Raw genomic sequence first — 23,938 nt, forward strand, 5'->3', positions numbered from 1 at the left:
ATCAGATCGCGACGGAGCGAGGAGAAAACGTCATGCGGACAGCACTCTATCCGGGGACTTTCGACCCGCTGACGCTCGGCCATCTCGATATCATCGAGCGGGCCACAGCCCTCGTGGACAAGCTTGTGATCGGCGTTGCCGTGAACGCGGAGAAGGGTCCGCTCTTCTCCCTCGACGAGCGCGTTGCCATGATCGAAACCGAGACGGCCAGGCTCGTCGATACGCGCGGGTGCAGCATCGTCGTGCATCCCTTCGAGAACCTCCTGATCGACGCGGCGGCCGATGTCGGCGCCGGCGTCATCGTGCGGGGGCTGCGCGCCGTGGCGGATTTCGAGTACGAGTTCCAGATGGTCGGCATGAACCGCCAGCTAAACGATGCCATCGAGACGGTCTTCCTGATGGCGGAGGCGGAGCATCAGGCCATTGCCTCCAAACTGGTCAAGGAAATTGCCCGGCTAGGCGGGGACGTGTCGAAGTTCGTCACCCCGTCGGTCGCGGATCGCCTGACGGAAAAGCTCGCGCGTTAGCTCGCTTGAAGAGGATGGCCGCAGGTCGTCCCGCTGGCTTGTCCTGACTATGGCCCGAAAGCCGTAGCTGCCACGGCGCGCGATCGCCGTGAAATCATTCGAACAGGTGCAGTCGTGCGGCGGCAGGGTTGGCGTAAGCTGCTCCGAGGCGCTTGGCGAGGTGTGGCATGGGGTGCTCCCTCACGCGGGCCTGATCCGTGCATTTGCCGCAGAGTCCTGCTCTCGCAAAGAGAAAGCCCGCGGCGCAAACCGCGGGCTTCCCCAAGATCGTCAGTCTAGGACTGGATCGATTACTGGTTGAGCTCGATCTCGAAGTCGTTGCCCAGCTCGTTGCTGGCGTCATAGTCGACGTCGCCGGCTGCTTCGATCTGCTCTTCGGTCATCTCGGTCAGCTGCAGAGCGTCCGGGGTGAAGCGGACGTTGGACAGCGGGATCGCGACCTGCGAGCCACCGATGCCGAGGAAGCCGCCCTCTTCGAGGATCATCATGACTTCGCCGCCATTGTCGATGAAGGCTTCGGCGGAACCGAGGTCTTCACCAGCGGCACCGATCACGTCCATCGCGAGGAGATCGTTGACCGTGACGATGTTCGGCATCGCGCCGGCATCGGCTTCAGCCATGTTCTCGTCGGACATTTCGTTCGTCTCTTCGACGACCTCGGTCTCGACTTCGTTGGCGGCGCCTTCAGCGGCTGCTTCGACGTTCTCGGCACCGTCTTCGATGGCTTCGCCGGTGTCTTCGGCCATCTCTTCGGTTTCGACTTCGATGTTCTCGGCAGCGACTTCCGCGTCCGTCATCTCTTCTTCGGTGGTCATTTCACCGGCCGCGGCGACGGCTTCTTCGTCACCTTCCATGTCGGCGGAGGCGTCCTGCTGGGAGCGACGTTCGTCACGCTCTTCGGAGGTCTCGTACTGCACGTTGGCTTCGCCGGTGTTGACGATCTGGACCGTCGGCTGCTCGGCGAAGGTCACGCTGACCTGCGGCTCGTTGCCGGCATAGGATACCTGCGGAGCGGCACCGTCCTGAATGGTGACTTCGGCCGCGTCGTCGTTCTGCACGATTTCCACGGTCGGCTCGTAGGAGGTCACGCGGACATTGCCGTCGACCGAGGTGTTGCCTTCGCCTTCGACCACATCGGTGTCGGCATTGGCCATTTCGGTGTCGGCTTCTTCGTCAGCCTCGAGATCGAGGTCCACGGCCAGTTCCGGCTCACCCTGCGAAACGGACACGGTGGGCTCGCCCTGCTGAACTTCGACCTGCGGGTCGTCGGACGCGACTTCGACGGTCGGCTCATCGGTGCGGATGTAGACGGTCGGGGCCGGGATCTCGACGGAGACGATGATTTCCGGGATCTCGACGGAAATGTTCGGCTGCGGCTGCTCGATCTCGACTTCGCTGTTGCCCTCGGTGACCTGCACGCGGGACTGACCCGGACGCACGGTGACGTTCGGCGCGGGGCTGTCGACGGAAACCTGCGGCTCGGGGATCGTGACCTGGGCCTGACCCTCGACGGTCACTTCCTCGGACATCTCGACCTCTTCGGTCTCGGTGATCTCCTCGGAGTCCTCGACTTCGGCAGTGGCCGTGGCTTGCGCTTCGGCATCGAGCTCGGCGGATGCGGTGGTGCAGGCGTCTGCATCGTTGTCCTCGGCGAGGATGACGATGTCGTCGGCGGTGACCGTCTCGGAGTCGACGGGCAGCTCTTCATAGGCGACGATCAGCGCACGGCACTCGTCGGTAAGGTTGGCGATCTGCTCGTCGGACAGCTCTTGCTGCGCGAAGGCGGGCGAGAACGATGCGGCGCCGATGGCCGTAGCCGTACCGAGCATCTTCCAGGTGTTCGTGCGTGCGGTCATTATGACAGCTCCCATTATTTCGGTTCAGCCCCCTCAGGGACAGACACCGGCCAAACGGGGACAGGGCGAGAGAGTTCACCACGAATGCACATTCCGTCACAAGAACGTGCGCCAGATTGAAGCAGTTTACCTGCGACCCGATTTCCGAAGAACTGGCCGATAAAAGGCGGAACCGGATGCTCTTCCTCCGGTTGTGAATAATGCTTCGTTAACCAGGTGCGCTTACGGTGCCGCTCCTCGCGGCGCATCGGGGCCTTGCGGACAATTCTACCAATGCCGGATTTGAACGAAAAAGGCGCGAACCCCGGTCGGGATCCGCGCCTTTTCTGTGCTTCTTCGCCCCGTAGCAGGAGCGGGCGCCGGCTTCAGCCGAGCTTGCCCATGGCGACGGCCGTGTCGGCCATCCGGTTCGAGAAGCCCCATTCGTTATCGTACCACGTCAGGATGCGCACGAAGGTGCCGTCCATGACCTTGGTCTGGTCCATGTGGAAGATCGACGAGTGAGGGTCGTGGTTGAAGTCGGTGGAGACCAGCGGCTCGTCCGTATAGCCAAGGATCCCCTTCATCGGCCCGTCAGCAGCAGCGCGGATCGCGTCGTTGATTTCTTCCACCGAGGTCGCGCGAGAGGCTTCGAAGGTAAGGTCCACGACGGAGACATTCGGCGTCGGGACCCGGATCGCGACACCGTCGAGCTTGCCGTTGAGTTCCGGCAGGACGAGGCCGACGGCCTTTGCCGCGCCGGTGGAGGTCGGGATCATGCTCAGCGCCGCCGCGCGGCCGCGGTAGAGATCCTTGTGCATCGTATCCAGCGTCGGCTGGTCGCCGGTATACGAATGGATCGTGGTCATGAAGCCGCGGTTCAGGCCGACCGTGTCGTTCAGGATCTTCGCCACGGGGGAGAGGCAGTTCGTCGTGCAGGACGCGTTCGAGACGACCTTGTCCTCCGCGCCGAGCGTGGCGTGGTTCACGCCGTAGACGATGGTCTTGTCCGCACCGCTGGCGGGCGCCGAGACCAGCACCCGGCGGGAGCCGTTCTCGAGATGCGCCGCGGCCTTGTCGCGCGCGGTGAAGATGCCGGTGCATTCGAGCGCGACGTCGACGCCCTCCCATGGCAGGTCCTTGGGATCCCGGATGGAGGTGACCTTGATCGGGCCGGTGCCGACGTCGATCGTGTCGCCGTCCACCTTCACCTCGTTCGGGAACCGGCCGTGCACGCTGTCGTACCGGATCAGGTGGGCATTGGTCTCGACCGGCCCGAGATCGTTGATCGCCACGACCTCGATGTCGTCGCGGCCCCGCTCGACGATCCCGCGCAGCACGTTGCGGCCGATCCGACCGAACCCGTTGATGGCGACCTTGACACTCATCTTGCTTCTCCCGCTGTCGATGCCGGCGGAGCGAAGGATGCGCGCCGCCTCGTCGCCGGCGACCATGCCGTTTCGCGGGCCGAGGTCAAGCGCAGTGCCGCGTCAACGCCAGAACGCGGCCCATTCGATCAGCTTGAGGAGTTCCTTTCCGAGGAAGACGCACCAGCCCCAGCCGAAGATCAGATCGGCCGCGACGAAGAGGGCGATCAGGATGCCGAGGATCACGGCCAGACGATTGGTCACGGGCGGCGCGCCCCTGTATCAGGTGAGAGGACGGCCCCTGAATGACGCGCAGGTGCGCGCGCGACAAGGGCGGACCGCGCCGGAAGGAGACCAGAATGGCCGATCTCGCAACACTTCTCGGGCGCATCCTGATCGCGCTGCTCTTTCTCGGCGGCGGCGTTCAGAAGATCTCGGACCCGGAGCCCGCGCGCGCGCTCCTCGCCATGCGGGGACTGCCCGAAGCGCTTCTCTGGCCCGCGCTCGCATTCAATCTCGCGGCGGGGCTCGCGCTCACCTTGGGGTGGCGTACGGGGCCGGTCGCGGCACTCCTCGCCGCCTACTGCGCGGTCACGAGCTGGTTCCACTGGCAACCGGAGGATCCCTGGCAGATCACCATCTTCGTGAAGAACTGGGCCATCGCCGGCGGCTGCCTCGTTCTCGCCGCCCACGGCGCCGGACGCTTCGCGCTCGATGCGCGCAGCCCAAGGGGGCAGGGCGCGCGCCCCTCATAGGTCGTAACCAAAATTTCGTGGGGGCGCGCAGGCGATGCCGCGCGCCCCTGTCTTCGGGTCCGACTGATCAGAGCAGGGACTTGACCTTTTCGGCCGCGGCCTCGGCCGTGATGCCGAAATGGGCGTAGGCGTCGCCGGCCGGCGCCGAGACGCCGAAGCTCTCCATGCCGATGAAGCCGGCCTTCTGGCCGCGGCCGCGCTCGCCCGAGAGCCAGCGGTCCCAGCCCATCGGGCCGGCCGCCTCGATGGCGACGCGCACCGCGCCGCCCGGCAGGACGCGTTTGCGGTAGGCTTCGTCCTGCTCGGCGAAGAGGTCCATGCAGGGCATGGAGACGACCCGCGTCCCGATGCCCTCGGCCTGCAGCAGGTCCCGCGCCGCCATGGCAAGGGAGACCTCGGAGCCGGACGCCATCAGGATCGCCTGTCGCTTGCCCTCGGCTTCGGCGAGAACGTAGGCACCGCTCGCCGTCAGGTTCTTCTGCTTGTGCTCGAGACGGAGCGTGGGGAGCCCCTGGCGGGAGAGGGCGAGGACGGAGGGCGTCTCCATCCGGCCGAGCGCCAGTTCCCAGGCTTCCGCCGTCTCGACGCCGTCGCAGGGCCGGAACACATGCAGGTTCGGCGTCGCGCGCAGCATCGCGAGATGCTCGACGGGCTGGTGCGTCGGGCCGTCTTCGCCGAGGCCGATCGAATCGTGGGTCAGCACGTAGACCACCGGGATCCGCATCAGGGAGGCGAGCCGGATCGAGGGCCGGGCATAGTCGGCGAAGCACATGAACGTGCCGCCATAGGGCCGCAGGCCACCATGCAGCTTCAGGCCGGACATCGCGGCGCACATGCCGTGCTCGCGGATGCCGTAATGCATGTAGCGGCCCTTGCGGTTCTCCGGGGAGAAGATCCCGAGATCGGACGTCTGGGTGTTGTTGGAGCCGGTGAGGTCCGCCGATCCACCGAAGGTCTCGGGCATGATCGGATTGATCACCTCGAGCGCCATCTCGGACGCCTTGCGCGTGGCGACCTTGGGGGCTTCCTCGGTGATCTGCTTCTTGAGGGCGCGGATCGTGCCGGCGAGCTTCTTGGGGGCGTCGCCGGCCCAGGTGCGCTCGAATTCCGCCTTCTTGCGGTCCGACAGGGCGTCATAGGCCTCCTGCCACTCGGCCCGCGCCTGCGCGCCCTTGCGGCCGATGTCGCGCCACTCCTGCAGCAGCTCGTCCGGGATCTCGAACGGGCCGTAGCCCCAGCCATAGGCATCCTTGGTGTTCTGGACGACCTCGGGATCGGTCAGGGCGCCGTGACCCTTTGCGGTATCCTGCGCGGAGGAGCCGAGGGCGATATGCGTCTTGCATTCGATCAGCGTCGGGCGGTCGGAGGCCTTCGCGGCGGTGATCGCATGGTCGATGGAGACCGGATCGTGCCCGTCGCAGCCCATCACCTCCCAGCCGGACGCGGCGAAGCGCGCCTTCTGGTCCGTGCTGTCGGCAAGGGAGACCTCGCCGTCGATGGTGATCGCGTTGTCGTCGAAGAAGACGATGAGATTGCCGAGCTTCTGATGGCCCGCAAGCGCGATCGCCTCCTGGCTCACGCCCTCCATCAGGCAGCCGTCACCGGCGAAGACGTAGGTGTGGTGGTCGAAGATCTTGGAGCCCCAGACAGCGCGCAGATGCTCCTCGGCCATGGCGAAGCCGACGGAGGTCGCGATGCCCTGGCCGAGCGGCCCGGAGGTCGTCTCGATTCCCTTGGCATGGCCGTATTCGGGGTGGCCGGCGGTGATCGCCTCGAGCTGGCGGAAGTTCTTCACCTGCTCGAGCGTCATGTCCTCGTATCCGGTGAGGTACAGAAGCGCGTAGAGCAGCATCGAGCCGTGGCCGTTCGACACGATGAAGCGGTCGCGGTTCGGCCAGTCGGGGTTGGCCGCGTCGAACTTCATGTGCTTCTCGAACAAAACGGTCGCGATGTCGGCCATGCCGAGCGGCATGCCGGTATGGCCCGAATTGGCCGCGGCAACGGCGTCGAGCGCGAGCGCGCGGATCGCGGCCGCCTTGTTCCAGTGATCGGGATAGGCGGATCTGAGAACGTCGATCTCCACGGCGGGCGGTCCTTCCTGCGAGAAACTTGGGCCGCATGCCTTGCCGGCGCGGCCGCTTCGCGGTGTATCAGCGCCTCGGGATGCGTCAAGCCGATGAATGCCGTCCTGCGGGCGCAGGGGGCAGAGGGGGGCGCATTCCCCGGATGCGTTGGCTAAGATCGGCCAGAACCACCCCGGCGCCGATTCGGGGGCTTGCCGCCAGAAGCGGGCAGAGCGTATGGGCGCTGAAGATGAGGGAGCATGGATGACTGAAATCGAAGAGCTCGAACGGCGCCTGGCCGCCGCGCTCGACCGGATCGCCGCCGCCGCGGAGAGCGCGGATGCCGCGGGGGACGAGGACGAGCGGATCACCCCCGAGCGTCTCGCCGAGGCCGAGCAGGCGACCGAGATCGCCGCGTCCCGCGCCGCCGAGGCCGAGATCAAGTCGCGCGAGACTGCGCAGCGTGCCGAAGCCGCCGAGGCCGAGGCCGGCCGTCTGCGCGAGGCGCTGGATGCCGAGCAGACCGCCAACAGCCAGCTGCGCGATCACGCCGCCGAGCTGAAGGCGAGCAACGAGGAGCAGCTGGAGCGCCTGGCCGAACTGGAGCGGGCGGCGACGGAGGCGATCGAGGCGCGCGAACAGGACCGCGCCGAACTCGACGAGATCCTGGCCGCCCTCGAACCCCTGGTGAAGGAGCAGCTCGATGCCTGAGGTGAACATCACGATCGGCGGACGCGACTTCACCGTCGCCTGTCAGGAGGGCGAGGAACGCTTCCTGCACGCCGCGGCCCAGATGCTGGACCGCGAGGCAAGTACCCTCGTGGACCAGCTTGGCCGTGTGCCCGAGACCCGGATGCTGCTGATGGCCGGCCTCATGCTGGCCGATCGCACCGCCGCCCTCGAGGATCGCGCCAAGGCCGCCGAGGACAGCCTTGCGAGGCAGGAGCGCCTGATCGAGGAAATGCGCACCGCGCCCGCGCCGGAACCCCGCCGCGTGGAGGTGCCTGTGGTCCCTGAATCCGTGACGCAGCTGCTGTCCGAGATGGCTGCCCGCGCCGAAAGCGCCGCTGACCTGTTGGAGAAGAAAGCCGGATGAGCCTTGCCCTGCGCCTGACCGCCCCGATCGTCGCCCTCGCCGTACTCGGCGCCTGCGAGCCCGGAACGCTGGACCGGATCCTCGATCCGGAGGCTGCCGCGATGGCCGAGGCCCCGCCCGAGCAGCAGCTTCCGAAGCTCGTTTCCAGTGAGGCGGGCGTGACGCGCATGCGCTACCCCGGAGGCTGCGAGGTTCGCATCGGGACGGAGGGCATCGCGACCGGCCGCACCGCGGATTGCACACAGGATCAGGTTGCCCGCGCCATCATGGAAGCGCGGCTCGGAACGCCCGAGCCGGCGTGATCCCTGTGTCCTGACAGAAAACGGGGCGTCCGATCAGCCATCGGGCGCCCCGTTTCGTTCAATCCCGCGCGTGGGCACGTCGCTCGCTTTTCCCGCTCGCCACGCTCAGCGCACCCACCTCAAAGACGGACGCCCTGACCGTGTCGCAGCCGGCAGGGCGCGGCTCAGTCCTCCGCGTTAGCTTCGCGGATCTTCGCGGCGGCATCCTTGTCGTAGGCGACGCCATTCTGCTCGAACAGCTGGTCGAGTTCGCCCGACAGGGTCATCTCCGTGATGATGTCGCAGCCGCCGACGAACTCGCCCTTCACGTAGAGCTGCGGAATCGTCGGCCAGTCGGAATAATCCTTGATGCCCTGGCGGATCTCCTGGTCCTGCAGAACGTCCACATCGGCGTAATCCACGCCCATGTAATTCAGGACCCCGGCAACCCGGCTGGAGAAGCCGCATTGCGGCATCGTCTTGTTGCCCTTCATGAAGAGCACGACGGCGTTGGACGTCACGGTCTCTTTGATCTGGGATTCGGCGGTGGTGGTGGTCATCTGGATTTCGTCCTTCGCATTCATGTCAGGTAAGGCGGTGGCCCTCGGGATCAGGCCGGCGCCTTCGTCGTCAGGGCCAGGGCATGCAGCTCGCCGGCCGGCCCATCCATCTTGCCCTTCAGCGCAGCATAGACGGCGCGCTGCTGCTGGACGCGGTTCATGCCCCGGAAACTCTCGTCGACGACCTCTGCGGCGTAATGGTTGCCGTCGCCCCTGAGGTCCGTGATCGTGACGGTCGCCTCCGGGAAGGACGCCTTGATCAGGGCCTCCAGGTCATTCGCTTCCATTGCCATCGTCGTCTCCGCAGCCTGTCGGTGTTGGTTGTGTACAAGGTAGGGATCGCCCCGCGCGGGAGCAAGCGGATCGCCGAGATCGGACGCTTTCAGGGCGCGAGAACGGTGGTGCGGGGCAGGGCGGCGATCGCGTCAACGTCCTGCCGGTACGCCTCGGTGAGCCATTCGAGCGTCGCGGAGTTGAACGGCCTGAAGCCCGGCGCGTCAGGCCCGCGGGGATGCTGCCTCATCGCCCGCTCGAGCGCCCCCCGATCCCCTGGATCGCCGCCTGCCTCGAGGTGCCGCCGCACCGCCCCGATGGCGTCCGCCGACAGCCCCACGCGCTGGGGCTCCGGCGGCAGCGGGATCCTCGCGGCGGCGTTTTCTCCCAGGAGCCGATCCAGCACGACGGGCGCGATCTGCGGATAGTCCTCGAAACGCCACACCGTGAGGGGCGCCGGCGCCACCGCGTCCGACAGCGCTTTTGCCGTAGGCGACCAGCGAAGCCCGGTCGGGTCGATGCCGCCGAGCCAGCCCTCCCAGGTCCTGAGGGCCCCGTTCCGGATCGCCTCACCGTAGGCCGAAGGCAGGAAGGTGCCGAGGTCGCGAAGCGCCAGCCCGACCGAAATCTCCGATCTCGGGAACAGTTCCGCCGTCCGCGCTGTGCGGCCCGGCCCCCAGGGGTAGAACCGTCCGTCGTCGCTCCAGAGCATGCGCGGCTCGGTCGCGCCGAGGATGTTCTCGTCCATCACCACGAGCGTCTCTGGCGCGAAGCCGCACACCGCTCCCGCGGAGGCGACGGCGAGGTGCGTCAACTCCCGCCGCCAGCCGTAATCGCGGAGCAGGTAGCTCAGGGGAGCCAGGAAGCGTCTGACGTCATTCGGCTCGAGAACGCCGATGCCGAGCTCCCGGAGGACGTCTTTCTGCGCCGCGATGGCGCGCTGGAGATGGGTGGACGCCGTCTTGTGCGCTCCGACGAGGAGAAGGACGCGCTTCGGATGAACCGGAGCGGCCTTTGCCATCAGCCGAAGAGGTCCGCGAAGGCGCCGCGCCAGGCCGCGCGGAGCTCTGCCATCGGCGCCCGGCTGCCGCCCAGCGAGACGTCCGCGCCGCCGAGCGTTCCCACGGGCGCCAGTTCGACGCCCGCCTTTTCGGCGGCCGAAGCCAGCGCGCCTGCGTCCTCCGCCGAGGCCGCGATCAGGTAACGGGCCTGGTCTTCCCCGAAGAGCACGGCCAGCCCGTCCCCCTCGATCTCGGCGCCACAGCCCGCCGCTTCGGCCATCTCGAACGCGGCCAGCGCAAGGCCTCCGTCCGACAGGTCCGTACAGGCAGTCATCCGGGCGCCGTTCGCCCGGACGAACTCGCCGTGCCGCCGCTCGAGCTCGAGATCGACCGCAGGCGCATCGCCGTCCTCGCGGCCCCAGAGGTGCCACAGTAGCGCCGAGGCGCCGAGATGCGTCCCTTGCGGCCCCAGAAGGAGCAGGACGTCCCCCTCGGCCGCGCGCGCCCCGATCAGTTCGGCCTGATGCAGGGCGAGGCCCACCGCGCCGATGGTCGGCGTCGGCAGGATCGGCGCGCCGTCGGTCTCGTTGTAGAGACTGACATTGCCGGACACGATCGGCATGTCGAGCGCGGTGCAGGCCTCGCCGATCCCGGTCACGGCGCGCACGAACTGGCCCATGATCTCGGGTTTCTCGGGGTTGCCGAAATTGAGGTTGTCGGTGCAGGCGAGGGGGCGGGCGCCGGTCGCGCAGATGTTGCGATAGGCTTCGGCCACCGCCTGCCGCCCGCCCATCTGCGGATTGGCGCGGACGTAGCGGGGCGTCACGTCGGAGGTGAAGGCGAGCGCCTTGTCGGTCCCGTGCACCCGCACGATGCCGGAGCCAAGGCCCGGCGCGCGGACGGTGTCGGCCATCACCATGGTATCGTACTGTTCCCAGACCCAGGCCTTGTGGGCGTGGTCCGGGCTCGTGAGGAGCGCGCGGAGCGCCTCCACGGGATCGGCCTCTGGCACCGGCTCCAGCGCGGGAGCCGCGGCGGGCTCCGCGAAGGGCCGGTCGTATTCGGGCGCGGAGCCCGCGAGCGTTCCAAGCGGAAGGTCCGCCTTCACCTCGCCGCCATGGACCACGACGAACCGGTCCTCGGCGATGGTCTCGCCGACGACGGCGAAGTCGAGGTCCCACTTGTCGAAGACCGCCCGCGCCTCGGCCTCCTTCTCGGGCCGGAGCACCATGAGCATCCGCTCCTGGCTCTCGGACAGCATCATCTCGTAGGCGCTCATGGCCCGCTCGCGCACCGGCACGAGGTCAAGGTCGAGCCTGATGCCGAGGCCGCCCTTGTCGCCCATCTCGACGGCGGAACAGGTCAGGCCCGCGGCTCCCATGTCCTGGATCGAGATCACGGCGCCCGTCGCCATCAGCTCGAGGCAGGCCTCCATCAGCCGCTTCTCGGTGAACGGATCGCCGACCTGAACGGTCGGACGCTTCTCCTCGATGGTCTCGTCGAACTCGGCTGACGCCATGGTCGCCCCGCCGACGCCGTCGCGGCCCGTCTTTGCCCCGAGATACACCACCGGCATGCCGACGCCGGACGCCGCCGAGTAGAAGATCGCGTCCGCATCGGCCAGTCCGGCGGCGAAGGCGTTCACGAGACAGTTGCCGTCATAGGCCGGGTGGAACCGCACCTCGCCGCCAACGGTCGGCACGCCGAAGCAATTGCCGTAGCCGCCAACGCCCTCGACGACGCCGTGGACCAGCGAGCGCGTCCTCGGGTGGCCCGGCTGCCCGAAACTCAGGGAGTTCATCGCCGCGATAGGCCGCGCGCCCATGGTGAAGACGTCCCGCAGGATGCCGCCGACACCGGTCGCCGCGCCCTGGTATGGCTCGATGTAGGAGGGGTGGTTGTGGCTCTCCATCTTGAAGACCACGGTCTGTCCGTCTCCGATATCGACCACGCCAGCATTCTCGCCCGGCCCGCAGATCACCTGCGCCCCGCTCGTCGGCAATGTCCGCAGCCACTTCCTCGAGGACTTGTAGGAGCAGTGCTCGTTCCACATCGCCGAGAAGATGCCGAGTTCGGTGAAGGAGGGGACCCGCCCGATGATCTCCAGGATGCTCTGGTATTCCTCGGGCTTGAGCCCGTGGGCCGCGATGAGATCTTCGGTGATATCCGGCTCGCGCATGGTGGCCCCGTTCGCTGACTGTCGCCGGGCGCGTTCATAGAACCGGGGGCGCCCGAGGAAAAGCGAAACCCGCGCTCTTTTTCATGGGCATGAATACTGCCGGCGGAGACAATCCGGCCATCGGCCTCTCCGCGCGCCCCTCGCCCGAGGCCGCTGAAGAGGCTGTCGCCCCCAAAAAAAAAGGCCGAGACACAAGTCTCGGCCCAAGTCCAACAGGGAGGTACAGACAAACACTCCAGGAGCGCTCGTCCATGTTCATGGAAGTAGGGGGGGCATTGCGCGGGATCAACCCCGTTCGCGACGGCAGGAAACGGAGGTGGCAATCTGTTGCCGATGACGCACAGTCCTGCCCGTTTCGAGCGTTGTGCGCGCGGCTCCGCACGGGGCGCCATCGGCGAAGGCGCCGGCCCGTCAGGCCATGTCCTCGAGGCGCTGCCGCATCACCTGGATCTCGTCGACCACGAAGTCCCGGAAGGCGGAGATGCGCTTCGACTGCCGCAACTCCTCCGGATAGGCGAGGAAGACCGGCACCTCGTTGCTCTCCACCTCCGGCAGGACCCTGACGAGATGGGGCGCCGTCTCGGTCACGTAGTTCGGCAGCACGCCGATGCCGAGGTGGTTCAGAACCCCCTGGAGGGTGCCGAAGTAGTTGTTCACCGACAGCCGGGAGGGGATTTCGTGGCTGAGCAGATATTGCACCAGAGCCGCCCCGGCGGAGACCTGCGTCGCGTTCGGCGCCTGGTAGATGAGGCGGTGCTTTTCCAGTTCGCGCACGTCTTCGGGAGTGCCGAACTGCGCGAGGTAATCGGGCGTGGCGTAGAGCCGCATCCTCACGCTCATCAGGCGCTTGCGGATCAGGTCGGCCTGGCTCGGCTCCTTCATGCGGATCGCGACGTCCGCCTCGCGCATGGGAAGGTCGAGCACGCGCTCCTCGAGCATCAGGTCGATATTGAGCTGCGGATGCTCGTGGTAGAGGCGTGTCAGGCGCGGGGCGAGCCAGATCGTGCCGAAGCCCGTGGTGGCCGTCACGCGCAGCTCGCCGAAGACCTCCTCCTCGCTGTCCCGGATGCGGGCCGACGCCGCCTCGAGCCGCTTGGCCATGGAGCGCGTTGCATCGAACAGCAGCTCCCCCTGCTCGGTCAGGATCAGGCCGCGGGCATGGCGATGGAAGAGGGTGGTGTTCAGGCTTTCCTCGAGTGCCCGGATCTGGCGCGAGACGGCGGATTGGGAGAGGTGAAGCGAATCCCCGGCGCGGGTGAGGCTGCCCGCATCGGCCACCGCGTGAAAGATCCTCAGCCTGTCCCAGTCCATCTTGTCCTGCCCATATCGCTGCGGAGACGGTCCGCGCCCTGTCGCTTCCAAAGGTCGCTACCCCGGCCCACTGTCGGATATCAAACGCATTGTGCCGATCCCACGTCATTATTGCGGCCTCCTTGCGATTTAGTGTCCGCAATCGCGTCCTTCGTGCGGTTCTCCGCCTTGGGCTCACGGATCGGCGCTGTTTTCGCGGCAGGACGCGGCTGCACCCCGAAGTGCGGCGCGACTGGGTAACCGGCGCCGGCCGGGGCTAGCCCGAGGCGGTCTGCAGGTCCGTGGGGTATCGCCGGGGGCGTGGGAGGGCAGCGCATGACGGGAGGAAGTTGAAAGTTGACAAGATTACTATGTCATTCTAGGTCGCGCCCGACGAGCGGCGTGCCAGCCCGCCGGCGTGACGTCCGCGGCCGGTTGCAAGCCCGCGCCTTGCATTCGATCGTCCGGAGACCGGAAACGGCGACAGGCCTCTTGGCCCGGAGCAGGGCCGCGAGCCTTGCCCGTACATGTCGCCGCCCTGCGACCCCGGCGGTACGACCAACCCTGAGCGCGGAGCGCGACCCATGGACCTGACCGAACTTGTGACGTTTCTCCGCGGCGGCGGCGCCCGCGCCGTGGATTTCATGGACCAGGGGGGGCCGATCGTCTGGACCATCGGCGGCGTCTCCGTCCTGACCCTCGCGGTGATCATCTGGAAGGTGCTCCACCTCTTGCGCCTCGGCGCGTGGAGCGGCGGACGCCGGACGGAGCGGGCCGTGGCCGACTGGCGCGCTGGCCGGGATGCACAGGCGCTGGAGCGCGTGCTGAACCGCCGCTCCGCCCGGGCCCGGGTCGCGGCCACCGCCTTCGAAGCGCTCTCGCGCCCTGAATTCACGCCCGCCGACGCGGAGCGGGACATCGTCCGCGTCGCCCGCGGACGCCTCGCCGCCGCCCGCTCCGGCCTGAAGCTGCTGGAACTCATCGCGACCATCGCGCCGCTCCTTGGCCTTCTCGGCACTGTTGTCGGCATGATCGCGGCGTTCCAGGCGTTGCAGGAGGCCGGCTCCCGGGCCGATCCCGCGGCGCTCGCCGGTGGTATCTGGGAGGCGCTTCTGACCACCGCGGCGGGCATGGGCGTCGCGATCCCGGCGACGATGGCCGCGAGCTGGTTCGAGAGCCAGGTGGACCGCCTGCGCCGCGACATCGAGGATATCTGCGCCCGCATTCTTCTGCCGCGCAAGACGGATGCCGGCCTCAGGGTCGCCGCACAATGACGTTTTCGCTGGACGAGCCGCGGCGGCCGCGCAGGCCCAGTCTGACGCCGATGATCGACGTCGTCTTCCTGCTGCTCGTCTTCTTCATGCTCGCGTCCCGCTTCGGGCTCGACATGCATGTCCCCTTGCGGTTGTCGAGCGGGGAGGGGGAGGCGTATTCGGGCCCGCCCCGCCTCGTGGACATCCGTCCCGAAACGCTCAGCCTCAACGGTATCGCGATGGATCCCGAGGCGCTGATCGCCGAACTTGGCGAGATGACCGAGAGCGAAGCCGACACCATCGTCCTGCGCGCGCGGGACGGGGCCACGCTCCAGCATGTCGTCACCGCGATGGAGGAGCTGTCCGGAGCGGGCTTCACCTCCCTGACGCTCGTCGGCACCGGCGAGGCGCCGGCGGACGAGGGCCGGGCGGCACCGGGGGACAGCGCTCCGCGCGGCGCCTCGGAGCCGGGCGACGGTCAGGAGGGCGCAAGGCCATGATGCTGGACGACCCTGTTCGCGAGCCCGAGCGCGAGAGCATCATCCCGATGATCAACGTGGTGTTTCTCCTGCTGATCTTCTTCCTGATGACCGCCCAGATCGCGCCGCCCGAACCGTTCGACGTGACGCCGCCCGACTCCGCGTCGGACGAGCCCGCCGAAGCGCCCCTGACTCTCCATGTCGACGCCTCGGGACAGCTCGGATTCCAGGGCGCGACGGGCGAGGACGACGTCTTCGAGGCACTGACGGCCGAACGAGAGGCTATTTGCGAGGTATCGCCGGACGTGCGGGCGGAGGATGCCGCCGAGGCTGGCGCCGAAGATCCCTGCGCCGAGCCTCCCGTCCTGATGATCCGGGCCGATCTCGGTCTGCCGGGGGATCGTCTCGCCGCGCTCCTGCCGCGCATTGCCACAGCCGGGTTCTCGCGTGCCCAGATCGTCACGGCGCTGGAATGAGGCCTCTGCGATGAGCTTCGACAAGTTCGACATGATCGCCGCCGGGGCCGCCGCCCTTGCCATCCATGCCGCGGCCTTCGGCCTCCGGGAGCCTCGGGACGGCGCCCAGTCGGCCGGTGATGGTGGCAGCGCGCTGGTTTCCCTCGAAGCGTCGAGCGCATCCGTCGCCGCGATGGTCGAGGCCTGGGAGACGCCGCCCGATGTGTCCGAGCCCGCCCCGGTGACCGCGCCTCCGCCCCCGCCGCCCGACACGGCCGATGCCCCGCCGCCGCCGCGGATTTCCGAGAGCCGCCCGGCCAGCGCCGCGCCTCGGACCCCCACGGCGCCCGCACCCGAGACGATGGCCGCCCTCGCTCCGCCGCCGCCACCGCCCCCAGCGCCTCCGCCGCCCGAGACCGTCGCGCTGCCCACCGCCGAGGCGCCGGAGGATCCGCAGGACGAGGAGGAGCTGGAAGAGGCCGAGGTGGAAGCCCAGGCGGACGACGCGCCTGATGCAGCCGAACCCGAGGAGACGGACGAGGCCGAACCAGAACTGGCAGAGGACCCGCCGTCCGAGACCGATCCGGCCGAAGAACCCATGCAGCTGTCCGATGAAGCGCGGGAGCTCTTGGAGCGGGACGACATTTCGCCGCTCGCGCCGGCGCAGGTCGCCACGCGGCCGCGTGAAATGCCGGAGCGTCCCGATCCTCCGCCACCGCCGCCGGAGCCGAAACGCGCCGAGGCGCAGCCTCAGCCGCAGCGGCAAGAGCAGCAGCCCGCCGAGCCTGCGCGCCAGGCAAGCCGGTCCAGCGCGGCGAGCGCCGCCCAGCGCGCCTCGGGAAGCGGCGGCGGCCAGAATGCCGGGAGCAACCGGCAGTCCAGCGTCGCCACGCTGTCGAGTGCCCAGGTCGCGAACCTCAAGGCGCAATGGGGCGCGTCCATCCGGAACCGCGTGGAGCGGGGGAAACGATACCCGTCCGGCGCCCGCCGCGCGTCCGGGACCGCCGTCGTGCAACTCACGGTGACACGGGCCGGCGGCCTCGCCGGCGTGCGGCTCGTCCAGAGTTCCGGCAATGCCGCGATCGATCAGGCTGCGGTCCGGGCCGTCCAGCGCGCCGGCCGCTTCCCCGGAGCCCCGAGCCAGCTCCCCGGCAATGCGCACAGCTTCAACCTGCCGATCTCGTTCAGGGGGTAGGGGGCGATCCCGCTGAGTGCGGGGACACGGGGGGCCCGGGCTCCTGTCCCGGACCGGGCGGACCTACCGCCGCCCCGCACGAAGAGGAGCCGGGGGGGCGGCTCCTCTTCGCCTCTCAGAACCCCGTCGCTTCCAGCTCGGCGCGGGTCTGGGCCTCGATCTTCGCCGCGGCCTCTTCCTTGACAGGGCCGAAGCCCCGGACGTCGAGGACGAGGGCGGCGATGCGGGCCGCGTCGTCCCGGTTCGCGGCCGTGAGGCCGGCGGTCAGGCGGTCCAGCAAGGCGCGATACTCGTCGATCATGCCCCGTTCCATGCGGCGCTCGGCGGTGTAGCCGAACGGATCGAAGGGGGTGCCGCGCAGGGGCTTCATCCGTGCAAGAACCCTCTGCGCGCTCTTCATCCACGGACCGAAGGCCCGCTTGTAGGGGCGGCCCCTGGCATCCGTCCCGGTGGGCAGGAACGGCGGCGCCATGTGGTGCTTGATGGTGAAGTCGCCCTCGAAGCGGTCCGACAGGCTGTCGTAGAAGCCGGTCTGGGTATGCAGGCGTGCGACCTCGTACTCGTCCTTGTAGGACATCACCTTGAAGAGCCCCTTCATCGCGGCGTCTGTCAGGGGGCCGGGCGCGCCGGTGGCGTCGGTCTCCGCCCGTTCCACTTTCGCGACGTCCCTCGCGTAACGCTGCGCCCAGGCCTTGCCCTGATAATCCTCGAGGAAGGACGCACGGCGCGCGATCTTCTCCTCCAGCGTCTGCACCTCGGTCACGGGGATCGCGGCGATGCGCTCCACGGCGCCGCGGTCATGCACGACGACGCGGCCCCAGGCGAAGGCGGCCTTGTTGAGGTCCGGTTTCACGCCGTTGAGCTCGATGGCGCGGTAGAGGCTCTCGAGGCCGAGCGGAACCAGTCCCGCCTGCCAGGCCGCGCCGAGGATCATGACGTTGGCGAAGACGCTGTCGCCGAGAAGCGCTTCCGAAAGAGCGTTCGCGTCCAGCGTCTGAAGAGTGCCGGCTTCGACGGTCTCCCGGATGGCGGCGAGACGGGTCTCGGCGTTGAGGTCCGCGTCGCGGTTCTGCACCAGATCGCCGGTCGGCATGATGGCGGTGTTGATGACGGCGCGGGTCTCTCCCTTCCGGTAGGTCGTCGATGCCTTGGGAGAGGAGCTGACGACGAGGTCGCAGCCGATCAGGGCATCGGCGGAGCTTGGCTCGATTTTCACCTGATTGACCGCCGACTCGGCTTCGGCCATGCGGATGTAGGACAGGACCGGGCCGAACTTCTGCGCGAAGCCCATGAAGTCGAGAACCGAGGCGCCTTTCTGCTCGAGGTTCGCGGCCATGACGATGAGCTGGCCCACGGTGACGACGCCGGTGCCGCCGACGCCGGTGACGAGAATGTCCCAGGGGCGGGCGAGATCAGGCTGGGCGGGCTCCGGGAGTTTCGCGGCGAGCGCGTCCAGATGCGCAGGATCGGCCCCCTTGCCGCCCTTTTTCAGCGTTCCGCCCTCTACGGTGACGAAGCTGGGGCAGAAGCCGTTCAGGCAGGTGAAGTCCTTGTTGCAGCTGTTGAGGTTGATTTTCCGCTTGCGGCCGAACTCGGTCTCCAGCGGCTCCACACTCAGGCAGTTGGATTCGACCGAGCAATCGCCGCAGCCCTCGCAGACGAGCGGGTTGATGACGGCGAACTTCTTGGGGTCGACCATCTTGCCGCGCTTGCGCAGGCGGCGTTTCTCGGTGGCGCAGGTCTGCTGGTAGATGAGGATCGTCGTGCCCGGGATATCGCGCAGTTCCCGCTGCACGCGGTCCATCTCCCGCCGGTGATGGATCTCGATCCCGGCGGGGAAGTCCGAAGCCTTGAACTGCTGCGGCTCGTCCGAGACGATCACCACCTTCCGGGCCCCTTCGGCGACGACGGACTGGGCGACGGCCTGAACCGTGAGAGGGCCGTCCACGTCCTGCCCGCCGGTCATCGCGACGGCATCGTTGAAGAGGATCTTGTAGGTGATGTTGGTGCCCGCCGCGATGGCCTGCCGGATCGCCAGGGATCCTGAATGGTAGTAAGTTCCGTCGCCGAGGTTCTGGAAGATGTGGCGGTTGCCGTTGTACTTCGAGCGGGACACCCAGTTCACGCCCTCGCCCCCCATCTGGATCAGCGAAGTGGTGTCGCGGTTCATCCAGCTTGCCATGAAATGGCATCCGATCCCGGCGAGCGCCTGGCTGCCCTCGGGCACCTTCGTCGAGGTGTTGTGCGGGCAGCCCGAGCAGAAATAGGGCGTCCGCGTCGCCCCCTTCACATCGATCAGGGACGGTGGCGGCACGACCTCCTCGGCCTTCCCGGCGAGGTCCAGATCGGGAAAGTTGCGTTCCAGCCGCGCCGCGATGTGGCGGGCGAGCATGACGGGGCCGAGTTCCTGCGTCCACGGGATCAGGCGTTCGCCCGTCTCGTCCCGCTTGCCGACCATCCGCTCGGGCTTCCGGCCGGGGAAGTCGTAGAAATATTCCTTCAGCTGGCTTTCGATGATGCCGCGCTTCTCCTCCACGACGAGGAGTTCCCGCTTGCCTTGGGCGAATTCGAGGGCGCCGTCATGCTCCAGCGGCCAGACCATGCCGACCTTGTAGAGGTCGATCCCGATCTCCCTCGCGCGGGCCCGGTCGATGCCGAGAAGGCGCAGGGCCTCGAGAACGTCGAGATGGGACTTGCCGGTGGTGACGATGCCGAAGCTCGCCTCGGGGTGGTCCCACTCGACCCGATCGATGGGATTGGCGCGCGCGAAGGCAAGGACGGCGGCCTTCTTGTGCTCCAGCCGCGCCTCGATCTGCGGCCCCGGCAGGTCCGGCCAGCGGTAGTGCAGCCCGGTTTCGGGCGGCGTGAAGTCGGGTTCGGCGAAGACGCGGTCCTTCGGCAGATCGAAGGACATGCCCGACTCGACCGTCTCCGAGATCGCCTTGAAGCCGACCCACATTCCCGAGAACCGCGACAGCGCATAGCCCCATTCGGCGAAGGTCAGGAATTCGGCGACGTTGGCCGGATTGATCGTGGGCATGAAGAAGCTCATGAACGCCACGTCCGACTGGTGGGACATCGACGAGGAGACGCAGCCGTGATCGTCTCCGGCCACCACGAGCACCCCGCCATGGGGGGAAGAGCCGTAGGCGTTGCCGTGTTTGAGCGCATCGCCGGCGCGGTCGACCCCCGGCCCCTTGCCGTACCAGAGGCCGAAGACGCCATCGACGGTGCGGTCGGGATCGATCTCGACCTGCTGGGTGCCTATGATCTGCGTCGCGCCCAGCTCCTCGTTCACCGCCGGGATGAAATCGACGCCCGCCTCGCCCACGAGCTTGGCATTCTGGGAGACCTCCATGTCGATCCCGCCGACCGGGGAGCCGCGATAGCCGGAGATGAAGCCGCGGGTGTTCAAGCCTGCCTCGCGATCGCGCCGCGCCTGATCCAGTGCCATCCGCACGATGGCCTGCGTCCCGGTGAGGAAGACGCGGCCCTCGCGGCGGGTGTAGCGGTCCAGAAGCTCGTAATCCTTCAGGATCGGTGTCTGGTCGGTCATCGTGGCTCCTCCCCGGATCTGCTGTCGGTCCCTGGCGGGGCCGGTGGCTGACGGGAATGGTAGCCGGAATCGCTTGAAATTCGATTCCTCGTCTGTGCAGAAAAGACGCGAACACATCGGGCCCGTTTCGGCAGGAGCGTAAGTTTTGAAATCTGATTTCACGATCGGCCCTCTGGAGGCGCGGATCGCGTCTGCCCTGCAGAAGGATGCGTCGATCCCCGTCAGCGACCTCGCAGCGCAGGTGAACTCTTCCGCGGCCACGGTCTGGCGCCGGATCCGCGCGATGGAGGAGGCGGGCGTGCTGAGCGCACCCGTCCGCCTCGTCGATCCGTCGAAGGTCGGGCGCGGGATGGATGCGTTCTGCCAGGTCCGGATGAAGTCCCAGGACGCCGCCGCCCGGGCGGCCTTCCAGAAGGCAGTGGATGCCGAACCGTCCATCGTCGAGGTCTATTCGATCTCAGGCGACTGGGATTACCTCGTGCACCTCGTCGTGCGCGACATCGCGGATCTGGAAACGGTCCTGATGGAACGGATACACGAGCTCGATTGCGTCGCCAGCGCCTCGACCCTCTTCGTGCTGCGCCGCGTCAAGCACACCGCGGCGATCCCGGTGGACGAGCCAACCTGATGCAGGGCGCCCGTGCCGGGGCGCCCCGCTCGCGATCCCCGCCTCAGAGTTTCAGCAAGTCCAGGGCGTTGCCCCGGCAGATGGCGTCGCGCTGCTCGTCCGTGATCGCGGCGCCGTCGATCCAGTCGCCGGCCTCCTTCGCCTGCTCGAAGGGATAGTCGGCGCCGAACAGGATGCGACCGGCCCCGAGGCTCTCGATGGCGCAGTGCAGCGGGGCATCGGCGCAGACGCCCGACGTCGTGACCCATACATTGCGTTTGAAGTAATCCGACGGCTTGAGGTCCAGCCGCATCTCGCCCCGGTTCGACACCTCCCACCGGCTGTCGAGGCGCCAGATGAGGTAGGGCAGCGTCTCACCCATGTGACCGAGGACGAGGCGCGCGCCGGGGTAGCGGTCGAACGTCCCGGCGAAGATCAGACGCAGCGCGTGCGTCGCCGTCTCCACCGTCCAGGACCAGACCGGCCCCCAGAGTTCGTCGTGTCCATTGTACATGTCGGCGCGCTGGGGCGGATTGTTCGGGTGGATGTAGACCGGCACTTCAAGCTCCGAGACCCGTTCCCAGAAGGGCGCGTAGCTGTCGTCGTCGAGATATCTGCCGCCGGTCTGGCCGTTCACCATCGCGCCCTGCATGCCCAGGTCCCGAACCGCGCGCTCCAGCTCGTCCGCCGCGGCCGCCGGGTCCTGCATCGCCAGATGGGCAAAGCCTCCGTAACGATCCGGGCGCTGCGCGATCTGTTCGGCAAGATGATCGTTCACCTCGCGCGCCAGCCGAACGGCCGTCTCGGTCCGCGCCTCCGCCTGGACGCCGGGACCCGCGAGCGAAAGGATGGATTTCTCGATCCCCGCGCTGTCCATCGCCTCGAGGCGCCGGTCGCCGAAATCCTCCAGCGCGTCGCGGGCCTTGCCGAAGAGGGCCGGGCTGATATTGGGCGCGGTGGTCGCCCAGTAGTCGGTGAAGTCCGGGTGCAGGAAATGTTCTTCGAGAGCAATCTTGTTGATATGTGGCATGGCTCTGGCGGCTCCTTACAGCTCGAAAATTCTCTTGTCGGTCTTGTGCAGGCAGTCGCTGACGCCGGTTCCGGTCACGAGGTAGTTGTCGCAGATCACCGCGAAGACGCGCCCGTCGTCGTAGCCGGGATGGACCGCGAGCAGCATGTCCTTCGCCAGCGGCATCGTCTCGTCCCGCCTGATGAGCGGTCGCTCCACCATCTCGCAGCCCTGACCATGGGCATAGAGCCGGGTCTCTGGCGGCAATCCGCGAGCTTGCATCCACGCGTCATGCGCGGCGGCGATGCGGGCCGGGGCGACGCCGGGCGCCATGAGCGAAAGGGTGTGCTCCTGCGCGGCCCTGACGGAGTCGAACGCGGCGAGAAGATGATCGTCCGCGCGGCCGAGAACCATGGTGCGCGCGATCTCGAGGTAGATGCCGCCCGGCCCGCTCGTCTCGATGAGGAGGGACATGTGGTCCCCGTCGCGGAGTTCGCGCGTCTGGAAGGGGCGGCCGAGAAAGCGCGATGGCTCCCCCATGGGCGCCGAGAGGCCGAGATGGATCCCCTGGTCCGAGCCCAGCCTGCGCCCGACTGCTTCGGCATGGGCCGCGACATCCCTGTCGGTGACCCCGGGCCGGATGAAGTCGCAGACTTCCGCGAAGACCGCGTCCTGCATCGCCGCCGTCTGGCGGATGAGGTCGATCTCCTCGGCGCTCTTCGGGGCCTTGACGGCGTCCAGCGCATCGCTCGCATCCACTGTCTCGAACGTCGTCTCGAGCGCGCTCATCAACCCGTGGGGCAGGGCGCTGGGGCATAGGGTGCCGATGCGGCGCGCGCCTGCGTCCCCAAGGGCGGCAAGGATCAGCTCGGTGTCGTAATCGACGGTGTAATGAACCGAATGGAAGGACGGCGTGCCGAGAACGCGGGACACGCCGCGGGTCGCGGGATCCGCGGGGTCGGTGGTGCGGTCCGTACCGAAGGCGCCCATCTCGATCACGGCGGCTGGCCGGTCCCGGAAGAGGATGACGGTGCGCGGATACCCGTTGCCCGCCGGCAGATCCGTGAGCCAGCGGACGTAGCCGCCGATCCAGTCCTCGCGCGCCTGGCAGAGGAGCGCGTCAAGGCCCAGATCCTCCATGACGGATCGGGCCAGGGTTTGGCGACGCTCCAGCTCGGCGTCTGAAATCGGGGAGTTCGTCTGCATCAGGTCCTCCGGAGAGCGCCGGGCAGGGCGTCAGGCCCGCCAGCGTCATAGGCACGGAAATTTTCGAGAAGGGTGGGAAAGCACTGCTCGTGGTAGACGTCCGCGAAGCCGCCGACATGCGGGGTGAGGATCGCGTTCGGGGCGCTGCGCAGTGGGCTGTCTGCCGGGAGGGGCTCGGTCGCGAAGACATCCATCCCGGCCCCCGCGATGGAGCCGCTTGTCAGGGCGTCCAGAAGCGCGTCCTCGTCCACGCAGCCGCCGCGGGCGATGTTTACCAGGAAGGCACCTGGTTTCATGGCGGCCAGCACCTCGGCGCCCACGATATGGCGGGTCTGCGCAGACAGCGGGACGAGAACGACGAGGAAATCGGCCTCCGCGGCGGCGTCCGCAAGGGCGCTGCGCGCATAGATCCGGTCCACGTTCGGAGCGGTGTCCCGTCCCGAAACGCCGGTCACCCGCATTCCCATCGTCTTGCAGTAGAGCGCCAGGACCTCCGCGATCTGGCCCAGGCCGAGAAGGCAGACCGTCTTGCCGTGGAGGAGTGGCTGGGGCCGGCGATCCCATGCCCCGCTCCGCTGCGCGTCCAGAAGTGCGGGCAGGCGGCGTGCGAGGGCCAGCATCAGCATCAGCGCAAGCTCCGACATCTGCGGCCCCTGGACGCCGGTGCAGGTGGTGATCGGGACATGGCGGGGCATCTCCTCCATGGCCAGGAGGTTGTCGACGCCGGTTGTCAGCGACTGGACCCATTCAAGCTTCGGCATGGCGGCCACGAGGGCAGGCGACATCTGCGGACCGATCCCGACATAGACGCGGGCATCCGGCGCCTCGGCCATGGCCTCCCCGGCGGATTTCGCCCCGCGGATGTCGTAGCCGGGGAACTCGGCGCCGAGGCGATCCACGTACCAGTCGGTCCAGTCGGGCAGCTCGTGCCGGATCAAAATGGTTTTCATG

At 67.8% G+C, this 23,938-nt stretch carries 23 protein-coding genes; 10 read left to right on the top strand and 13 right to left on the bottom strand.

Going from position 1 to position 23,938, the window contains the following annotated elements; all coding sequences use genetic code 11:
- Positions 1 to 32 precede the first annotated feature (32 nt).
- Entirely contained in the window at positions 33 to 527 is a 495-nt protein-coding gene (gene coaD / locus RM543_RS13960; RefSeq protein WP_311692669.1) for a pantetheine-phosphate adenylyltransferase, read from the top strand.
- Positions 528 to 817: 290 nt separating this feature from the next.
- On the opposite strand, the gene RM543_RS13965 is transcribed toward coaD, so the two are convergent.
- From RM543_RS13965 to RM543_RS13975, 3 genes are all read right to left on the bottom strand, one after another.
- On the bottom strand, positions 818 to 2,383 hold the full coding sequence (locus tag RM543_RS13965; protein WP_311692671.1) for a PRC-barrel domain-containing protein: 1,566 nt from the start codon (positions 2,381 to 2,383) through the stop codon (positions 818 to 820).
- Positions 2,384 to 2,748: 365 nt separating this feature from the next.
- The gene (gap, locus tag RM543_RS13970; RefSeq protein WP_311692674.1) at positions 2,749 to 3,750 is read right to left on the bottom strand and encodes a type I glyceraldehyde-3-phosphate dehydrogenase; all 1,002 of its coding nucleotides are present in this window, start codon (positions 3,748 to 3,750) and stop codon (positions 2,749 to 2,751) included.
- Between the two features lie 102 nt (positions 3,751 to 3,852).
- Positions 3,853 to 3,993, bottom strand: coding sequence for a hypothetical protein (locus RM543_RS13975; RefSeq protein ID WP_311692676.1), 141 nt, complete (start codon positions 3,991 to 3,993; stop codon positions 3,853 to 3,855).
- Between the two features lie 95 nt (positions 3,994 to 4,088).
- On the opposite strand from RM543_RS13975, the gene RM543_RS13980 reads away from it, so the two are divergent.
- Complete coding sequence (locus RM543_RS13980; RefSeq protein ID WP_311692678.1) at positions 4,089 to 4,484, top strand: DoxX family protein; 396 nt, start codon at positions 4,089 to 4,091, stop codon at positions 4,482 to 4,484.
- A 67-nt stretch (positions 4,485 to 4,551) separates the two neighbouring features.
- Here the strand turns inward: RM543_RS13980 and tkt are convergent, their stop codons facing one another.
- Positions 4,552 to 6,567, bottom strand: a complete 2,016-nt coding sequence (gene tkt / locus RM543_RS13985) for a transketolase (protein ID WP_311692680.1) — start codon at positions 6,565 to 6,567, stop codon at positions 4,552 to 4,554.
- Between the two features lie 244 nt (positions 6,568 to 6,811).
- On the opposite strand from tkt, the gene RM543_RS13990 reads away from it, so the two are divergent.
- From RM543_RS13990 to RM543_RS14000, 3 genes are read left to right on the top strand one after another with little or no spacing between them, the layout of a single operon-like run.
- Positions 6,812 to 7,258, top strand: a complete 447-nt coding sequence (locus RM543_RS13990; RefSeq protein WP_311692682.1) for a hypothetical protein — start codon at positions 6,812 to 6,814, stop codon at positions 7,256 to 7,258.
- Positions 7,251 to 7,643: a cell division protein ZapA gene (locus tag RM543_RS13995; RefSeq protein WP_311692684.1), complete on the top strand. Its 393-nt coding sequence runs from the start codon at positions 7,251 to 7,253 to the stop codon at positions 7,641 to 7,643. Before RM543_RS13990 ends, RM543_RS13995 begins: the two co-directional genes overlap by 8 nt.
- The gene (locus tag RM543_RS14000; protein WP_311692686.1) at positions 7,640 to 7,945 is read left to right on the top strand and encodes a hypothetical protein; all 306 of its coding nucleotides are present in this window, start codon (positions 7,640 to 7,642) and stop codon (positions 7,943 to 7,945) included. Before RM543_RS13995 ends, RM543_RS14000 begins: the two co-directional genes overlap by 4 nt.
- Positions 7,946 to 8,109: 164 nt before the next feature.
- Here RM543_RS14000 and grxD read toward each other — a convergent pair whose 3' ends face one another.
- The 5 genes from grxD to RM543_RS14025 all read right to left on the bottom strand — a co-directional run bounded on the left by grxD (position 8,110) and on the right by RM543_RS14025 (position 13,248).
- The gene (gene grxD, locus RM543_RS14005; protein WP_311692688.1) at positions 8,110 to 8,484 is read right to left on the bottom strand and encodes a Grx4 family monothiol glutaredoxin; all 375 of its coding nucleotides are present in this window, start codon (positions 8,482 to 8,484) and stop codon (positions 8,110 to 8,112) included.
- Between the two features lie 50 nt (positions 8,485 to 8,534).
- A complete protein-coding gene (locus tag RM543_RS14010; RefSeq protein ID WP_116083830.1) occupies positions 8,535 to 8,777 on the bottom strand; it encodes a BolA/IbaG family iron-sulfur metabolism protein in 243 nt (80 codons plus the stop codon).
- 89 nt (positions 8,778 to 8,866) lie between these two features.
- A complete protein-coding gene (locus RM543_RS14015) occupies positions 8,867 to 9,778 on the bottom strand; it encodes a hypothetical protein (RefSeq protein ID WP_311692691.1) in 912 nt (303 codons plus the stop codon).
- Complete coding sequence (gene purL, locus RM543_RS14020) at positions 9,778 to 11,937, bottom strand: phosphoribosylformylglycinamidine synthase subunit PurL (RefSeq protein ID WP_311692692.1); 2,160 nt, start codon at positions 11,935 to 11,937, stop codon at positions 9,778 to 9,780. Before purL ends, RM543_RS14015 begins: the two co-directional genes overlap by 1 nt.
- A 411-nt stretch (positions 11,938 to 12,348) precedes the next feature.
- Positions 12,349 to 13,248 (bottom strand): LysR family transcriptional regulator, encoded by a 900-nt coding sequence (locus tag RM543_RS14025; RefSeq protein WP_116083824.1) that lies wholly within the window; start codon positions 13,246 to 13,248, stop codon positions 12,349 to 12,351.
- A 563-nt stretch (positions 13,249 to 13,811) separates the two neighbouring features.
- Between RM543_RS14025 and RM543_RS14030 the strand changes: the two genes are divergently transcribed.
- From RM543_RS14030 to tolA, 4 genes are read left to right on the top strand one after another with little or no spacing between them, the layout of a single operon-like run.
- Positions 13,812 to 14,501, top strand: coding sequence for a MotA/TolQ/ExbB proton channel family protein (locus RM543_RS14030; RefSeq protein ID WP_311692693.1), 690 nt, complete (start codon positions 13,812 to 13,814; stop codon positions 14,499 to 14,501).
- On the top strand, positions 14,498 to 14,980 hold the full coding sequence (locus RM543_RS14035) for an ExbD/TolR family protein (RefSeq protein WP_311692694.1): 483 nt from the start codon (positions 14,498 to 14,500) through the stop codon (positions 14,978 to 14,980). The genes RM543_RS14030 and RM543_RS14035 overlap by 4 nt, the downstream gene beginning before the upstream one ends.
- Entirely contained in the window at positions 14,980 to 15,435 is a 456-nt protein-coding gene (locus RM543_RS14040; RefSeq protein WP_311692696.1) for an ExbD/TolR family protein, read from the top strand. The genes RM543_RS14035 and RM543_RS14040 overlap by 1 nt, the downstream gene beginning before the upstream one ends.
- Positions 15,436 to 15,445: 10 nt before the next feature.
- On the top strand, positions 15,446 to 16,609 hold the full coding sequence (gene tolA / locus RM543_RS14045; RefSeq protein WP_311692698.1) for a cell envelope integrity protein TolA: 1,164 nt from the start codon (positions 15,446 to 15,448) through the stop codon (positions 16,607 to 16,609).
- 115 nt (positions 16,610 to 16,724) lie between these two features.
- Here the strand turns inward: tolA and RM543_RS14050 are convergent, their stop codons facing one another.
- Positions 16,725 to 20,165, bottom strand: coding sequence for an indolepyruvate ferredoxin oxidoreductase family protein (locus RM543_RS14050; RefSeq protein ID WP_311692700.1), 3,441 nt, complete (start codon positions 20,163 to 20,165; stop codon positions 16,725 to 16,727).
- Between the two features lie 145 nt (positions 20,166 to 20,310).
- Between RM543_RS14050 and RM543_RS14055 the strand changes: the two genes are divergently transcribed.
- Entirely contained in the window at positions 20,311 to 20,793 is a 483-nt protein-coding gene (locus tag RM543_RS14055) for an Lrp/AsnC family transcriptional regulator (RefSeq protein WP_311692702.1), read from the top strand.
- Positions 20,794 to 20,836: 43 nt separating this feature from the next.
- On the opposite strand, the gene RM543_RS14060 is transcribed toward RM543_RS14055, so the two are convergent.
- Genes RM543_RS14060 through RM543_RS14070 form a run of 3 tightly spaced genes read right to left on the bottom strand, consistent with a single transcriptional unit; the run spans position 20,837 to position 23,937 of the window.
- A complete protein-coding gene (locus RM543_RS14060) occupies positions 20,837 to 21,802 on the bottom strand; it encodes an amidohydrolase family protein (protein ID WP_311692704.1) in 966 nt (321 codons plus the stop codon).
- A gap of 15 nt (positions 21,803 to 21,817) precedes the next feature.
- Complete coding sequence (locus RM543_RS14065; protein WP_311692706.1) at positions 21,818 to 22,987, bottom strand: M24 family metallopeptidase; 1,170 nt, start codon at positions 22,985 to 22,987, stop codon at positions 21,818 to 21,820.
- Positions 22,987 to 23,937 carry a D-2-hydroxyacid dehydrogenase gene (locus tag RM543_RS14070; protein WP_311692708.1) on the bottom strand — a complete coding sequence of 317 codons (951 nt, stop codon included), beginning with the start codon at positions 23,935 to 23,937 and terminating at the stop codon, positions 22,987 to 22,989. The genes RM543_RS14065 and RM543_RS14070 overlap by 1 nt, the downstream gene beginning before the upstream one ends.
- Between the last annotated feature and the right edge of the window lies 1 nt (position 23,938).

The organism is Tropicimonas omnivorans (genome assembly GCF_031846565.1).
Taxonomy (GTDB): domain Bacteria; phylum Pseudomonadota; class Alphaproteobacteria; order Rhodobacterales; family Rhodobacteraceae; genus Tropicimonas_B; species Tropicimonas_B omnivorans.